Raw genomic sequence first — 15,642 nt, forward strand, 5'->3', positions numbered from 1 at the left:
GATTTTCTTTATTTTTTCATTAAGAGCTTCACGATTTCTCCAACATACGTGCGCGGTTGTCCGGCTTGCGGAGTTGTCTGTGAAGGCATTTTCTTACATTCGATAACAGCCGAAGGTGTTGTTTGGTTTGGAGCGTACAATTTTAATGTATAGCTATCTGCCTTTTCTATTGCATCGTAAGCTTGATCGGGTGAAAGTGTGCAATAGGCAACTGCTTTTCCTGATTGATAACCAAGTGCGCCACCAGCATTTGCAGTCATATTGGTCATGTTGAACTCATCTTTTCCGATGCTGATTACTAATTTTCCGCTTCCCATCAAAGCATATACTTCACCCGGGATTTGTTTCAAATCAATTTCTATATAACCCGGCATATCAGCGGAAGCCTTGCCTGCAGGAGTAGCAGGAGTGAGAGTTGCAGCAGGAACAGTGGTTTGAGCAGGTTCGCCAGTTGTCACTTTTATATCAGTCTTTTTATCTGCGCCACCAATGACAATCGGACCTGCGGCTGCAACGATTGATGGAGTTTTTTGCTCTTCTTCTTTCTTCTTTTTCTCTGTTTTCGGACGGGTGTCAGGTGCTCCGAAAGCTACCGCTACATCCATGAATATATCATCGGCGAAGTCTACAGTTTTTCTACGCCATTTGGCCAAGCCACGTACTAATTTAGTCTTAGCTTTATTGAGCGCATATTTATCAGTAATCCATTCTTCGGCTTTATATTTTTCTGTTTCACGATAAGTAAAACGGATTTTTTCAAGCTCTACCAGGCAGTTTCCGGGTTTGCAGGTAACGGTAATCTGATAGTTAACTAATGTACGGTCTAATGACAGGGCACTGGAATGGAAAACAATCCATTCTTCTCCAATACCGGCAATTGTTCCTTTTACTTCGTCGGAGAAAACAATGCGGCTGTCGGTGTTTTTATTCTCTTTCAGACGTTCATCCATCCACTTTGTCATTGTGTCGTAGATTTGTGCCTGACTCATTCCGGGAATCTGGAACTCTTTGGAAAATACTACTTTACCTTCTACTTCAGGAACAGCTCCTGCAAGGTACCTGGTGTCATCTTTCTTCTCTTTTGCAGAATCTGCCTTCATTGCCATCGGCAATGCGAGAAACATAGTAAGAAACAGAATCGTAAATTTATTCATAATTATAATGTGTTTATTTGGTAATCTCAAAACTTTCGCCCCGACGGGTGATGCTGATAAAACGGCATCCTGCATTTTCTGCAAAACTACGAAGCGCATTTCCTCCTTCATAATCTTCACTGAAGTGCATGGGCACAAATATAGTAGTTTTTATTTGTTCGATGAACTGTTTTGCCCCTTTCATGTAATCTTTTCCCATTCTCCGATCCACCGGGAATAGCACTAGATCGATGTTAGGCACTTTTTCTTTTAAATATTTAACTTCTGCAAGGAAATCACCATTGGCTTTTCGTATCTCTTCTTCGGTCGATTCTTCACTCCAGTGCCAGTTGTTCAAGTCGCCGGCATGGAAGATACTCCAATCTTGTAAGTGAAGAAGGAACGAACTGCCGACATCTGTTGATCCGAAGGCGTCGATGCGGATCGTGTCGTCTTCGTATGTTTCTCCTTTTTTAATATAGAAAGCATCTTCGGCTTTGGCACGATGGGACTTCAGAATATCTTTGGAGAAGATATATTGAATGTCGGGGCGTTGCTCTTTCCAAGTCAATATTTCACGGTTAAAGTGATCGGGATGGAAATGGGTGGCCAATACGTACAGTTTACCCGGCCTTTGCAGGAGATAATCATGCACGATTCCCCGGTTGTGTTCCGTTTCGGAAGAATCTTTGTAGTAATCGATGATAATGGTTACACCTTCCATTTCGATGGCGAAACCGCTGTGATAAATATAATCCAGTGTCATAGCTGACTATTTTATAGTTGCAATATTACGTATTCTCGTTGGAGTTGCCAAGAAAAATCGACGAAATCAAGGAGCAAGACGACTGATTTTCCATTCTCCGTCCGGTTGTAGGGTGTATAGAAAGCGGTCGTGTAGTCGGTTGGGGCGTCCTTGCCAGAATTCAATCCTTGTAGGTGCGACGGCATATCCGCCCCAATTATCAGGTCTTTCCACTTCTTTTCCAATCCATCGGGCGGCTTCTCTGACGAAGGATCGTATCAATTGCATTCTGCTTGCTATCGGTTGACTTTGCGGAGAAATTCGTGCGCCAATCCGGCTTTTATAAGGACGCTTCCGGAAGTATTCATCCGATTCTTCCGGTGAAACTTTCGTCGCTATTCCTTCTATATGTATTTGTCTTTCGAGAGCGTGCCAGACAAAAGAGAGGGAGATAGATGGGTTTTGTGCCAATTGTTTGCCTTTGCGGCTTTCGTAATTGGTATAAAAGATAAATTTTCCATCATGGAGTCCTTTTAACAATACTGTACGTGTGGATGGTCTCCCTTCGGGGGATACAGTTCCTACAATGACCGCAGTCGGTTCGTCCACCTCTGCGTCAATCGCTTCTTGCAGCCAACGACTGAAAAGCGAAAGCGGGTCGCCGGGAAGTTCACTTTCCCGCAACCCGCCTTTCGTATATTCCTGTCGGATATCTGCTATGTTTAATTTCGCCATAAGATTATCTGGCAGCTTTAGTTTATTATTTTTAATGATGATATCACATAGGTACTTCTATTAATAGAATATGTGAGTCTTTCAATGTCTCCAGTTCAACGCTGTTCGTATCGTAAACACCCATGCCGTCACGACGTTTCAGAACTTCACCGTCTACTACTATTTCTCCTTCAATGAGGAAGATATAGACGCCTGCATGACTTTGATGCATGTGATAACCTAATTTCTTTCCGGCTTCTACTTTGCCGATGGAGAACCAGGTATCTTGCAAAAGGGAAGCAGGTGTGCTACCGTCGGGAGATACGATGACTGCCAGTTCGTTCGGACGTTCCAGTTCTGTAATGCTAAAATCCTGATAAACGGGACGGGTATTCCGTTCTCTCGGCATAATCCAAATTTGCAGGAATTCCACCGGTTCTACCGGACTTGCATTAACTTCACTATGGAAGATTCCTGTTCCCGCACTCATTGTCTGAATTTCTCCGACAGTAATAATGCGGCTGTTCTTCTTGCTGTCTCCATGTTGCAGATGTCCTTTCAGAGGAATGGAAATGATTTCCATATTCTTATGCGGGTGAGTCTGAAAACCTTGTCCGGGCGCAACCTTATCATCATTCAATACACGAAGAGCGCCAAAATTGATACGGTCGGAGTCGAAGTACTCGTCAAAACTGAAAGTGTGATAACTATCCAGCCAATCATACTGGGAATGTCCTCTTGTATCTGCTTTATGTATTACTTTTTTCATAAAAACTGTCCTTTCTCTTATTTGTTTATATGTTTTGTAAACAAAGAAAGCGGCTTAAAAGTTTTATTTCTTCACTTCATTTAATAAAGGCTTGTGATTGATAAAATCTTTTATGTTTTGCAGGGTGGTTGCGGCAATATTCTCCATTGCTTCATGTGTGAAAAAAGCTTGATGAGAAGTGACGATTACATTGTTGAACGAGAGCAAACGGGCGAGTACATCATCGTCGATGATGCGGTCGGATTGATCTTCATAAAAGTATTCGCTTTCTTCCTCGTATACGTCTAGTCCTGCGGAACCTATTTTCTTGTTTTTCAACCCTTCAATCAGCGCATTGGTATGAATCAGTTGCCCGCGACCGGTATTGATAATCATTACTCCGTCTTTCATTTTGCTGATAGAGTAGTCGTTTATCAGGTATTTGGTCTCTTCAGTGAGCGGACAGTGTAAGGAGATAATATCCGAATTGTGGTATAGTTCGTCCAGTGAAGTATAAACTATTTGTTCTTGACGGGCGAAGTTGTAGTCCGGATAGAGGTCATAAGCTAGTACGTTCATTCCGAACCCTTTTAAGATGTGAATCAGTATTTTCGCTATTTTTCCTGTGCCGATGATACCTGCTGTTTTCCCGTGCATATCGAATCCCATCAGACCGTGCAGAGAGAAATTACCGTCTTTGGTACGCCAGGAGGCGCGGGGTATTTTTCGGTTTAGCGATAGCATAAGTGCTACCGTGTATTCTGCAACAGCATAGGGAGAATAAGCGGGAACCCGCACTACGGTGATTCCGGCAGCGGCGGCAGCATTTAAATCTACATTATTAAATCCGGCACAGCGTAATGCCAGTAGTTTCACTCCGTTTGCCGCCATCACACGGATTACTTCTGCGTCGGCAACGTCGTTCACAAAGATACAGACTGCATCCACTCCTTGTGTCAGTAGTACGTTGTTTTTATTCAGATGTCCTTTGTAGTAGCGTATTTCAAATCCAAACTCTTTGTTTTTGTCATTGAAAGAGGACTCGTCATAAGGCTTTGTGCCGAAAAATGCAATTGTATAGGCCATAATATTTTCAGTTTTTATTGCTTACTAGTAAACGCTAAAATAGGGTGAATTGTTTATCCTTTTGGGGGTTATAAATGTGAATTGTTTCATTAGAAACAGTTTACTTTTTCAATTAAAATAAGGGGCTAAACGAAAATAAATGCACAAACGTATCTCTCGTGTGCAATAATATCGTATCTTTGCGCCCGAAATAATTAAAAAAAGATTTAGATGAGAAAAATTTCCTTGATTGGATTTGTAATGCTAATCGTTTCAATTCCAACTTTTGCCGGAGGTCTTCTGACAAATACTAATCAACACGCTGCTTTTCTTCGTATGCTATCTCGTGGTGCTACCTTTGAAATAGACGGGGCTTTGTCCAATCCTGCCGGTTTGGCTTTTTTGCCGAATGATGGTTTCCATATGGGATTGAGTGTTCAGAGTGCCTTTCAGACGAGAAATATTGATGCTAGCTTCTATACTTATAATGGAATTGCTATGAATAATGGGAGCCCGGTTATGGTTGATGGGAAACCGGTACCAACAAAATCTGATAACCCATTTAATAAATATTATAAGGGAAAAGCTGCTGCACCGGTCATTCCTAGTGTGTTCGCAGCCTATAAGAAAGGAGATTGGACGATTTCCGGTTTCTTCGCTATAACTGGCGGAGGTGGAAAGGCTTCGTTTGATGACGGTCTGCCTATGTTCGACGCGGCTGCTATGGCGGGGATTTTTCAGGGTAGTATTCCGGGACACCTTACTCCTGGTGTACAAAGTCCTCTTGTGACTCCCAATATGTATGACATCAATAGTGCAATGGATGGTAAGCAATACATCTATTCTTTACAGTTAGGACTAACTTATAAAATTAACGATTGGCTTTCTGCATTCGCCGGTGGACGTATGAACTATTTTACAGGTGGTTATAAAGGTTTTCTAAATGCTCATCTGAAAGAAGCTTATGGTGGTGGCGAATTGATGAATCTGGAATTGGATTGTGATCAGACGGGTTGGGGATTGACTCCTGTTCTCGGTGTGGATGCCAAGTTTGGTAAATTCAATATTGGTGCGAAATATGAATTCAAGACGAACTTGAATATTGAAAACAAAACTAATAATTTGAAATATCCAGATTCGGCAGAGAGTCTGGTTGGTAGCTATAAAGACGGTGTGAATACTCCGAATGATATTCCTTCTATGCTTTCGGTAGCAGTGGCTTATGAATTCCTTCCAGTGTTGCGTGCATCTGTAGAGTATCACTTCTATGATGATAAGAAAGCGGGAATGGCTGGTGACAAACAGAAATATCTGACAAAGGGAGCAAATGAATATTTAATGGGTATTGAATGGGATGTAACCAAGCAACTGACATTGAGCTGTGGCGGACAGATTACAGACTACGGATTATCTGACGACTTCCAAAGTGATACCAGTTTCTCTTGTGACTCTTATACATTGGGTGTTGGAGCGAAAGTGAAGTTGAGTGAAAGAGCAGCTTTGAATGTTGGTTATATGTGGACTACCTATGAAGATTATACTAAAACTTCAAAGAATTATAGTGGTACAGGATTGCCTGGTACCAATGTATATAGCCGTACCAACAAAGTATTTGGTCTTAGCATTGACTACAGATTCTAAATAAATTAGAACTCAATAAAATACGAAGTTAATAATGATGAGAGGGAGATAGCGTTTCAATGGCTGTCTCCCTCTTCAATTTTATACAATGAAATAATCTTTTATGTATATGCTGATTTAGAAAGAATACTGCACCAGCATATTCAACCGGTTGGCATGGCGGGTTGCGGAACTGAAATCAGTGCGCCATCCTCTCAAATATTCAACGCCGACTTGCAGATTGCTGCTTACATTCCAGAAAGCATTGGCTACCAGATATTGTCCTTTACGATAGGATTCGGGATTCTCACTAGGATATCCATTTTCAGAATAAAGTCTGGACAGACTGTATGTTCCGGATATAAAGATGCTCGGGCAAAGATTGTATTGCAATCCTGCATACCATCCCAGCATCGGAAGAACTTGCATTTTTCCTTCCTTGTCGGGATCGGGGACGATGTCTACGTTCAGGTTGCTTAAATCATTCAGGTAGGAACCGATACCTTTTCCATAATTAAATTGTCCGTATGCCTGCAATTTCTTGGTAATATTGAAGGTTGTAGAGGCTTGCAGACCGAAGCCAGTAGCAGAATAGGCTTTCTCATGCACATTGCTCGAATAAGTCATGCTGCGGATAATGGCTCCTAATTTAATATGGCTGTTGCTGTTCCAGTTATACTGTACGGAAGTGGCAAAGTCAGGCATCCGTTGGGTGTTGATAGACAAATCATTGTTGGTTGTTCCGTCTACCGAAGGCATTTCCATAGAAACACCAAACTTCCAGTTTTTCAACTTATCACACATATAGCTTAATTGCGTAGTGCGGTAAAAGGCTGATCCGTTAGGCCCTGCAAAGTCGATAGTTGGAGGCAGTGCGGAGAGGTCCATGAACGAACCATAGCTGTACCCGATGGTGAAACCGAGGAATTGTGCGTAAGCGTTTTGTAATTCAAAGGTCTTTCCATCGCCACGGAAGTTTCCGGCAGTGTAAACTACGAAGTCTCCCAAATGTTTGGTACGTCCTACCAATTTGAGGAACAGGGTGGAAGTGGTGATGTCCATCTGGAATTGGTTCTTTGCAAAATTGCCGCTTCCGCGTTGTGGTATCAATGCCGGATAGAAATCTACATCATTAACGATACCGTTAAAATCATACTCTGCCGTTGCACGAACGTATCCTCCGATGCCGAGGGCGAATTTCCCTTTCTGGTCAGTGAGCAGGAAACGGGGAGCATTGGGGTCGTGAAAACGCATCTGTGAACGGTCGTTCATGATTCGGATGATTTCATCTCCTGCTTTGTTCTTTGAGACAAACATGATCGAGTTGGGCTCTTCATCTTCGATGATTACCTTCTTTTGCGCATGGGCACAGAGGGGGAAAATTCCTATCCCCAGTAGCATAGCTACCATTTTAAAGCTTGTTTTCATTATGAGTTAAGTTTTAGGTGAATGCCCAATCAACAACTAAAAAAAGAAATGGTTGAGAGGGGCAAAGGAAAAATTGCCAAACTAATCGGAAGAATTGCTATTTATAATGATTCTAAAAAAGCGGATCTTTGTACCGTACTAATTAGATAAAAGAAATACGACGATGGAAAAAGTAGATTTTACGAAAGGAATATTAGCGATACAACCGGATTTGCATCGCTTCGCATATAAATTGACGGCAGATCGCGAATCTGCCAATGATTTGGTTCAGGATTGTTTGTTGCAGGCATTGGATAATCAGGAGAAGTTTACGTATAGCAAAAATCTGAAAGGATGGATGTATACGCTTATGCGTAATATTTTCGTGAATAACTATCGTCGTACAGTTCGCGAAATGAACTTGATTGATGATAGTTACTCCATCAATCAACAACATCTGATAGAAGATGAGGATGCTGACAGATTCGAATTTACATACGATATGAAACAGTTGTATAGGGTGATACATTCCATACCGGAAGAGATGAAAGTGCCTTTTCAGATGTTTGTAGCTGGATTTAAATATAGAGAAATTGCCGAGAAATTAGGATTGCCGATGGGAACGGTGAAGAGCCGTTTGTTTTTCATCCGTAAACGGTTGAAAGAGGAATTGAAAGATTTCTCCTCCTGATGCGCCTTTTTAATTGAGTGATGTGTTTTAAGGTCAAAGTGATGAGCTTTCCTGTCAGAATACGACGCTGATGGGAAGGCTCTTTTTTATTGTCAATCCAGTATTTCCTGTACTCTGTGTTTAGCCTTTTGGACAGTTGCTTGTGCGGTATGGGCTGCGTCTATAGCTTTTTTTTTCACTGTAGTCGTCTGAAAAGGATTGTTCATAGAGAGTTTTCATTTTTTTTTAGTCATCCTTTCTTTTTAGTTTTATGATTCAGTGTTTTGATACTGTTGAGGTAGGCTTGTTCTACGGGTGAAAGCGTGCGTACTTCCCACTTGCGATATTCTGTTTCAGCTTTATCCATAGCTTGTTCATGACTTATCATACCGGCATCCATCAATAGAACTTCTCCCGTAGAAGACAGTATGGCATCCAGATGTTTGATGTAATCGTTCATGTACATTGGACGGTGCTTGATAGCTTGTACTTCGGCAAAATCAAAATATCCGGAGACAAGGTTGTTCAGCACTTTGAGTTCTTCTGCGCTCAAGTAGTTCTTGGCTATCTTTGCATCGCGCAATGTCGGATGGTCGCCTTTAAAGGAAGTTAGTCCCATCATGTGTTGGTCGGCATCGGCTCGTTCATAAATAACTTCTGCAGCTGTATGTCCGTGGGCTGCAAAGTGTAGCTTATTCTGAACAATCTTGAAGAATTCAATAGATTGTTTGGCGTGGGGATCGTAATCTACGGCAGTAGCATAGATATCAAGCACTTGTCTATACATCACCTTTTCAGACGATCGGATGTCACGGATGCGGTCGAGTAACTCTTTCCAATAATAGCCTCCTCCCAGCTGCTTCAATCGTTCATCGTCTATGGTGAAGCCTTTGATGATATATTCTTTAAGGCGTGCCGTTGCCCATTGACGGAAGTGTGTGGCTTGAATTGAATTTATTCGGTAGCCTAAAGATATTATCATATCAAGATTGTAGTGAGGAATTTCTCTTTCAACCATGCGCGCTCCTTCTTGTCGAACCTGTCGGATTTTCCGACAGGTTGATTCTTCAACAAGTTCACCATCTTCATAAATGTGCTTAATATGTTCTACCACATTTGTTCGAGACGTTTGGTAAAGGTCGGCCATTTGCTGTTGGGATAGCCATACGGTATCTTCGTCCATCTGCACTTCTATGTGTGTCTGCCCGTCTTCACTTTGGTAGATGATGATATTGCTTTTATTTTCTTTTGCCATGATTTAGATATCGTTTCTTTAAATATAGTTTATAAGTTTAATCTTTGATACAAACATTAAGCTCTGTATTTGGCAAAGTTATGTCTTTTCAATGAAATGTATGTCAATCATCGGATTTCTTTTGCTTTTTCATAGTTTTTCCTATACCTTTGCAGCGCAAAAGAATAAAAAGACATTTGATGCCGTGAATAGCGGTCGTGTATTCTAGAACACCACGTAAAAAACAGGAATTATGAAAGAAAAAGTATCTGTACCCTTTATGCTGCTGGGTATCCTTTTTAACGTTTGCCTTATTGCAGCCAATCTTCTTGAAACGAAAGTAATCCAGATCGGTAGTTTGACCGTAACAGCCGGATTATTGGTTTTTCCTATTTCTTATATTATAAATGACTGTATCGCCGAGGTTTGGGGGTTCAAGAAAGCGCGCCTTATCATTTGGAGTGGTTTTGCTATGAACTTCTTTGTGGTCGCTCTTGGGTTGATAGCTGTTGCCATTCCTGCTGCTCCTTTTTGGGAAGGTGAAGAGCACTTTGATTTTGTGTTCGGTATGGCTCCACGTATTGTGGCTGCCAGTCTGATGGCCTTTTTGGTAGGCTCGTTTCTCAATGCGTATGTGATGAGTAAAATGAAAGTAGCCAGTCAGGGACGTAACTTTTCAGCCCGTGCCATTTGGTCGACTGTGGTGGGTGAGACTGCCGATTCATTGATTTTCTTCCCGGTAGCTTTTGGAGGTGTCATTGCTTGGAAAGAACTGCTTATCATGATGGGGATTCAGATTGTATTGAAATCCTTGTATGAGGTGATGATCCTCCCGGTGACGATCCGTGTGGTGAAAGCAATCAAGAAAATAGACGGTAGCGATGTTTACGACACCAATATCTCTTATAATGTATTGAAAGTCAAAGATATTTAATATAGAATATGAATAGAGAAGCAGCATTGGTTGTGTTTAGTGGTGGGCAGGATTCTACCACTTGCCTGTTTTGGGCAAAACGCAATTTTAAGAAAGTATATGCCTTGAGTTTTCTGTATGGTCAGAAGCATCAGAAAGAAGTGGAACTTGCGCGGGAGATAGCCCGGAAAGCGGAAGTGGAATTTGATGTGATGGATGTTTCTTTCATCGGACAGTTAGGCCATAATTCATTGACCGATACCACCATGGTGATGGATCAGGAAAAGCCGGCAGATAGTGTTCCCAATACATTTGTTCCGGGACGCAACCTGTTCTTTTTGAGTATTGCGGCTGTGTATGCCCGTGAACGTGGTATTAATCATTTGGTAACGGGAGTTTCCCAAACGGATTTCAGCGGTTATCCCGATTGTAGGGATGCGTTTATCAAGTCTCTCAATGTGACTCTCAATTTGGCTATGGATGAACAGTTTGTAATTCATACTCCTTTGATGTGGATTGATAAAGCAGAGACATGGGCGTTGGCCGACAAACTGGGAGTACTGGAACTGATTCGCACCGAGACTTTGACATGTTATAATGGTGTTCAAGGAGATGGCTGCGGACATTGCCCGGCTTGTACGTTACGCCGGGAAGGATTGGAGAAGTATTTAAAAAGTAAGAATCAATAATATCTCTACATAGAGATTAAAATGCATTTTCTTGCTGTCATCTGTCACATTGTTGTTGTTAAACAGTTGATTATAAAATAAATAGTTTGTGACAGCAAGTGGTGACAGCAACAAAACTTGATATTTTGCCGTCACATCTATTGTCGCCGGTAAGTTTCAATTAATAGAAGATAGTAGCTTCTGCCTGGATGTATTGGCTTAGTTTAGTTTCAGCAGCTTGAAACTAAAGTTCCAACGGTAGGAAACTAGAGTTTCAACGGTGGGAAACTAAAGTTTCTGTTACTTGAAACTATTAGTTCCAAGGCGTGAAACACTTGGTTCCTCGGTGTGAAACACTTTGTTTCTCTACGGGAAACTCTTTGTTTCAGGTAATGAAACAAACTGTAACAAGTAAGCTGCGGATAAAGCAACCGTGGGTTAAGAGTTGATGGTGATAGGTGATAGGTGATAGATGCGGTGATAGGTTGTAAAACGAATCTTTCACCACTGAAACATCGATGAATAGAGTGTTTAAGATTGGTCGGTGATAGGTGAAAGAGGAAATGTGTTTTTTTATCTAGAATAGGGGTTGTAGTTAACGAGTACAATGACAGAATTAAAAGACCAACTTTCTTTATTAGGAAGAAAGACCGAGTATAAGCAAGATTATGCTCCTGAAGTATTGGAAGCTTTTGATAATAAGCATCCTGAAAATGATTATTGGGTACGTTTTAACTGCCCGGAATTTACAAGTCTGTGTCCTATCACGGGGCAACCGGATTTTGCTGAAATACGTATCAGCTATATTCCTGATATAAAAATGGTAGAAAGCAAAAGTTTGAAACTATACCTTTTCAGTTTCCGCAGTCATGGTGCTTTTCATGAGGACTGCGTAAATATCATTATGAAGGATCTTATAAAACTAATGAATCCCAAATATATTGAAGTAACAGGTATCTTTACTCCTCGTGGCGGTATTTCTATCTATCCATACGCCAATTATGGTCGTCCGGGAACAAAGTTCGAACAGATGGCAGAACATCGTTTGATGAATCGGGAATAATATAAATTAAAGAATTTACTAGCTAAAAAGATCGAATATGACTCATCATGTGCCTGCTGAATTGCAAAACTATGTTCGGCAAAGTATTATTCCTCAATACGCTAACTTTGATAAAGCGCATCAAATCGATCATGTAGAAAAGGTGATTGAGGAAAGTCTGAAATTAGCGATGCATTATGAAGTCGATTATTCGATGGTTTACATCATTGCTGCTTATCATGACCTGGGGTTGTATGAAGGACGTGAATTTCATCATATAACCTCCGGCAAAGTATTGTTAGCCGACGAAACTTTGCGGTGTTGGTTTACGGATGAACAGCTGTTGCAGATGAAAGAGGCGATAGAAGATCATCGGGCTTCTAGTAAACAGGCTCCCAGAACAATCTATGGAATGATTGTTGCCGAGGCTGACCGAATTATTGATCCCGAAGTTACTTTACGCCGTACCGTACAATATGGGCTGTCTCATTATCCGGAGATGGATAAAGAAGAGCAATATGCCCGTTTTCGGAAACATCTAACTGAAAAATATGCAGAAGGAGGGTATCTGACGTTATGGATACCCCAATCGGATAATGCCGGACGGTTGGCAGAACTTCGTCAACTAATTGCGGATGAAAAAAAACTTTGTAGAGTTTTTAATAAAATCTATGAAGAAGAGAATAATACAGTTTTGTGAAATATAGCTATTAGCTTGCGTTCGATTCATTTTTTATTTTTATCTTTGTCATATTAAGGATTGCAATACGATAGACAATGGAAGAATATATTACTCGATTTTCAACATATCTTTTTTGGGATGTCAATAAAGATGATTTGGATATGGAGAAGCATTCACAATATATAATAAAGAGAGTGCTTGAATATGGTATGTTGCAAGATTGGAATATTGTAAAACAATATTATGGACTTGGGAGGATCGTCGAAATAGCTAAAGGGTTTCGTGAATTGGAGCCTCGGGCTTTAGCTTATCTTTCTGCCATTTCACAAACTCCTAAAGAACAATTTAGATGTTACACTTATCAACGGTCGAATCCACAACACTGGAACTTTTAAAAAAGTTGCAACAGTTGCCTGTACTTTGTAATACTCGTCTAGTCGGTGGTACTGCATTAGCTTTGCAATTAGGACATCGAAAGTCGGTCGATTTGGATTTTTTTGGTCAGATTAATGTAGATTCTCAAGATTTGAAGGAAGCTTTACGGACACTTGGGACACTGACTATCTTAAATGATTCTAAGAATATACACATTTACGTATTGAATGAGGTTAAAATAGATATCGTGAACTATACTTATCCTTGGCTTGATGATGTCGTATATAAAGATGGGATACGTTTGGCAAGTCCTAGAGATATTGCGGCAATGAAAATTACTGCTATTGAAGGGAGAGGTACTAAAAAAGATTTTGTAGATATTTACTTTTTGTTGAAAAAGTATTCATTGAAAAATCTATTGGATTTCTATTCTCGGAAATATCCTGACTCATCTTCTTTTATGGCTATGAAAAGTTTAGCTTATTTTGAAGATGCGGAGGAGGAACCAATGCCTTATATGCTTGTGGATGTATCTTGGGACGAAATTAAAAAGTCTATTTTGTCTCGTTTATAATAGTATATGAGATAAGTTACTATTCATGATGATACGGCCCTCCATTCAATATCGTCATTGCCCGATAAATCTGCTCCACGAATATTAACCGAATCATTTGATGAGAAAAAGTCATCTTCGACATTGAAATCTTTTCGTGTGCTGCCTGATACACTTTTTCTGAAAAGCCATAAGGGCCTCCGATAATAAAAACGAGCCGTTTATTCACCGTATTCATTTTCCGTTTCATATATTCGGCAAACTCAAGAGAGCGCATTTCTTTTCCGTGTTCATCGAGCAGCACCACGACGTCACCCGGTTGAAGAGCTTTCAGTATCAGTTCTCCTTCCTTTTCTTTCTGTACTTCCATTGAAAGACTCTTGGTGTTTTTCAGTTCGGGAATCACTTCCATATCAAAAGTGATATAGCGTTTGGTGCGCTGGATATAGTCGTTGATGGCAGTGATATAGTGCTGTTCTACGGTTCGTCCTACGACGAGCAGGGTTGTTTTCATACGTCTACAATTCTGATTATTGCACAAAAATAGGCATTTTTTATGTTATTCTGCAATTAATGCTTACCTTTGCCTATCATTAGTTGAAAGTTTAAGCCTTTAAACTTCAACTTAAAAGCTTGTAATTATGAAAAAACGAGTGCTCGTAGGAATGACCGCATTGCTTCTTTCCCTCTCGTTGCTAATGGCGCAAGAGATACCGGCAGGAGTGATTACGGCATTTAAAAGAGGAAGCTCGCAAGAGCTAAGTAAGTATATGGGGGACAAGGTAAACCTGGTGCTCCAAGGTCGCTCGACAAACGTTGACAAACAGAAAGCAACAGCTATGATGCAGGAATTCTTTACGAAGAATAAAGTCAGCGGATTTAATGTGAACCATCAGGGAAAACGGGACGAATCAAGTTTCGTTATCGGCACGTTGGCTACTACTAATGGGAACTTTCGTGTGAACTGTTTCCTGAAGAAAGTGCAGAATCAATATTTAATACATCAAATAAGAATTGACAAGATCAATGAATAAGGAAAAAGAACTGATCGACAAGTTGATCGATCTTGCTTTTGCAGAAGATATAGGTGATGGTGATCATACCACCCTTTCATGTATTCCCGCTACGGCAATGGGAAAATCAAAATTGCTTATCAAAGAAGCCGGTGTATTGGCAGGTATCGAAGTTGCCAAAGAAATCTTCAATCGTTTCGACCCCACTATGAAAGTGGAAGTGTTTATCAACGACGGAACAGAAGTGAAACCGGGCGACGTAGCAATGGTAGTGGAAGGAAAAGTGCAATCTTTGCTTCAGACCGAACGCCTGATGTTGAACGTGATGCAGCGTATGAGCGGCATCGCAACCATGACCCGCAAATACGCAAAGGTATTGGAAGGAACAAATACCCGTGTGCTCGACACCCGTAAGACAACTCCCGGTATGCGCATCCTCGAAAAAATGGCAGTGAAAATCGGTGGTGGAGTAAACCATCGTATTGGTTTGTTCGACATGATTCTTCTGAAAGACAACCATGTAGACTTTGCCGGAGGTATCGACAAAGCTATCACTCGCGCTAAAGAATATTGCAAAGAAAAAGGCAAAGACCTGAAAATAGAAATAGAAGTCCGCAGCTTCGACGAACTGCAACAAGTTCTTGACCTCGGCGGAGTGGATCGTATCATGTTTGATAACTTCACTCCCGAGATGACTAAGAAAGCAGTGGAGATGGTAGCAGGCAAATACGAAACCGAATCTTCGGGCGGCATTACCTTTGATACCCTCCGTGACTATGCCGAATGTGGCGTAGACTTCATCTCGGTAGGGGCTTTGACTCATTCAGTGAAAGGACTGGATATGAGTTTCAAAGCGTGCTGATTTTTTTCACCACAGAGGACGCAGAGTACACAGAGGTTTTAAACTTACTTTATAGGAAGAATTTCCTATCATTGTTCCTTTGTGTACTCTGCGTCCTCTGTGGTGAACTCTCTTCTATTCTTTAACTTCTTTTAGCAATATTCCTTGCAGCATTCCTCAAACTCTTGCGTCTAATGAGTAAAACGACGCAGACATACG

Annotated in this window: 18 protein-coding genes; 10 read left to right on the plus strand and 8 right to left on the minus strand. The window is 41.0% G+C overall.

What is annotated here, in order from left to right; translation table 11 throughout:
* Positions 1–8: 8 nt before the first annotated feature.
* The 5 genes from HMPREF9009_RS12690 to HMPREF9009_RS12710 form a co-directional block, all read right to left on the minus strand.
* The gene (locus tag HMPREF9009_RS12690; RefSeq protein WP_004311362.1) at positions 9–1,154 is read right to left on the minus strand and encodes a DUF4468 domain-containing protein; all 1,146 of its coding nucleotides are present in this window, start codon (positions 1,152–1,154) and stop codon (positions 9–11) included.
* Between the two features lie 13 nt (positions 1,155–1,167).
* Positions 1,168–1,899 (minus strand): MBL fold metallo-hydrolase, encoded by a 732-nt coding sequence (locus HMPREF9009_RS12695; RefSeq protein WP_004311361.1) that lies wholly within the window; start codon positions 1,897–1,899, stop codon positions 1,168–1,170.
* Between the two features lie 66 nt (positions 1,900–1,965).
* Positions 1,966–2,613, minus strand: coding sequence for a pyridoxamine 5'-phosphate oxidase (gene pdxH, locus HMPREF9009_RS12700; RefSeq protein WP_049702424.1), 648 nt, complete (start codon positions 2,611–2,613; stop codon positions 1,966–1,968).
* A gap of 43 nt (positions 2,614–2,656) precedes the next feature.
* A complete protein-coding gene (locus HMPREF9009_RS12705; protein WP_004311359.1) occupies positions 2,657–3,361 on the minus strand; it encodes a pirin family protein in 705 nt (234 codons plus the stop codon).
* Between the two features lie 63 nt (positions 3,362–3,424).
* Complete coding sequence (locus HMPREF9009_RS12710; protein WP_008025799.1) at positions 3,425–4,426, minus strand: 2-hydroxyacid dehydrogenase; 1,002 nt, start codon at positions 4,424–4,426, stop codon at positions 3,425–3,427.
* A gap of 210 nt (positions 4,427–4,636) precedes the next feature.
* Between HMPREF9009_RS12710 and HMPREF9009_RS12715 the strand changes: the two genes are divergently transcribed.
* Complete coding sequence (locus HMPREF9009_RS12715) at positions 4,637–6,046, plus strand: OmpP1/FadL family transporter (RefSeq protein WP_008774706.1); 1,410 nt, start codon at positions 4,637–4,639, stop codon at positions 6,044–6,046.
* A 117-nt stretch (positions 6,047–6,163) separates the two neighbouring features.
* Here HMPREF9009_RS12715 and HMPREF9009_RS12720 read toward each other — a convergent pair whose 3' ends face one another.
* A complete protein-coding gene (locus HMPREF9009_RS12720) occupies positions 6,164–7,453 on the minus strand; it encodes a DcaP family trimeric outer membrane transporter (RefSeq protein ID WP_008644596.1) in 1,290 nt (429 codons plus the stop codon).
* 163 nt (positions 7,454–7,616) lie between these two features.
* On the opposite strand from HMPREF9009_RS12720, the gene HMPREF9009_RS12725 reads away from it, so the two are divergent.
* Complete coding sequence (locus HMPREF9009_RS12725) at positions 7,617–8,123, plus strand: RNA polymerase sigma factor (protein ID WP_004314521.1); 507 nt, start codon at positions 7,617–7,619, stop codon at positions 8,121–8,123.
* A gap of 229 nt (positions 8,124–8,352) precedes the next feature.
* On the opposite strand, the gene HMPREF9009_RS12730 is transcribed toward HMPREF9009_RS12725, so the two are convergent.
* On the minus strand, positions 8,353–9,357 hold the full coding sequence (locus tag HMPREF9009_RS12730; RefSeq protein WP_008644602.1) for a virulence RhuM family protein: 1,005 nt from the start codon (positions 9,355–9,357) through the stop codon (positions 8,353–8,355).
* A 232-nt stretch (positions 9,358–9,589) separates the two neighbouring features.
* On the opposite strand from HMPREF9009_RS12730, the gene HMPREF9009_RS12735 reads away from it, so the two are divergent.
* The 6 genes from HMPREF9009_RS12735 to HMPREF9009_RS12760 all read left to right on the plus strand — a co-directional run bounded on the left by HMPREF9009_RS12735 (position 9,590) and on the right by HMPREF9009_RS12760 (position 13,590).
* Positions 9,590–10,270 (plus strand): queuosine precursor transporter, encoded by a 681-nt coding sequence (locus HMPREF9009_RS12735; protein WP_008644604.1) that lies wholly within the window; start codon positions 9,590–9,592, stop codon positions 10,268–10,270.
* A gap of 8 nt (positions 10,271–10,278) precedes the next feature.
* Positions 10,279–10,938 (plus strand): 7-cyano-7-deazaguanine synthase QueC, encoded by a 660-nt coding sequence (queC, locus tag HMPREF9009_RS12740; RefSeq protein WP_015532987.1) that lies wholly within the window; start codon positions 10,279–10,281, stop codon positions 10,936–10,938.
* A gap of 586 nt (positions 10,939–11,524) precedes the next feature.
* Positions 11,525–11,980 carry a preQ(1) synthase gene (gene queF, locus HMPREF9009_RS12745; RefSeq protein WP_008644607.1) on the plus strand — a complete coding sequence of 152 codons (456 nt, stop codon included), beginning with the start codon at positions 11,525–11,527 and terminating at the stop codon, positions 11,978–11,980.
* A 37-nt stretch (positions 11,981–12,017) separates the two neighbouring features.
* A complete protein-coding gene (locus HMPREF9009_RS12750) occupies positions 12,018–12,659 on the plus strand; it encodes an HD domain-containing protein (RefSeq protein WP_004311350.1) in 642 nt (213 codons plus the stop codon).
* A 77-nt stretch (positions 12,660–12,736) separates the two neighbouring features.
* The gene (locus HMPREF9009_RS12755) at positions 12,737–13,036 is read left to right on the plus strand and encodes a DUF6922 domain-containing protein (RefSeq protein ID WP_004311349.1); all 300 of its coding nucleotides are present in this window, start codon (positions 12,737–12,739) and stop codon (positions 13,034–13,036) included.
* On the plus strand, positions 12,991–13,590 hold the full coding sequence (locus HMPREF9009_RS12760) for a nucleotidyl transferase AbiEii/AbiGii toxin family protein (RefSeq protein ID WP_008644609.1): 600 nt from the start codon (positions 12,991–12,993) through the stop codon (positions 13,588–13,590). Before HMPREF9009_RS12755 ends, HMPREF9009_RS12760 begins: the two co-directional genes overlap by 46 nt.
* Before the next feature lie 19 nt (positions 13,591–13,609).
* Here HMPREF9009_RS12760 and rlmH read toward each other — a convergent pair whose 3' ends face one another.
* Complete coding sequence (gene rlmH, locus HMPREF9009_RS12765) at positions 13,610–14,083, minus strand: 23S rRNA (pseudouridine(1915)-N(3))-methyltransferase RlmH (protein WP_004314516.1); 474 nt, start codon at positions 14,081–14,083, stop codon at positions 13,610–13,612.
* Positions 14,084–14,210: 127 nt separating this feature from the next.
* On the opposite strand from rlmH, the gene HMPREF9009_RS12770 reads away from it, so the two are divergent.
* Together HMPREF9009_RS12770 and nadC are read left to right on the plus strand one after the other, a co-directional pair.
* Entirely contained in the window at positions 14,211–14,603 is a 393-nt protein-coding gene (locus HMPREF9009_RS12770; protein WP_008025787.1) for a DUF4783 domain-containing protein, read from the plus strand.
* On the plus strand, positions 14,596–15,444 hold the full coding sequence (gene nadC, locus HMPREF9009_RS12775; protein WP_004314515.1) for a carboxylating nicotinate-nucleotide diphosphorylase: 849 nt from the start codon (positions 14,596–14,598) through the stop codon (positions 15,442–15,444). Before HMPREF9009_RS12770 ends, nadC begins: the two co-directional genes overlap by 8 nt.
* Positions 15,445–15,642: the final 198 nt, after the last annotated feature.

It is taken from the genome of Bacteroides sp. 3_1_13 (assembly GCF_001185845.1).
Taxonomy (GTDB): Bacteria; Bacteroidota; Bacteroidia; order Bacteroidales; family Bacteroidaceae; genus Bacteroides; species Bacteroides xylanisolvens.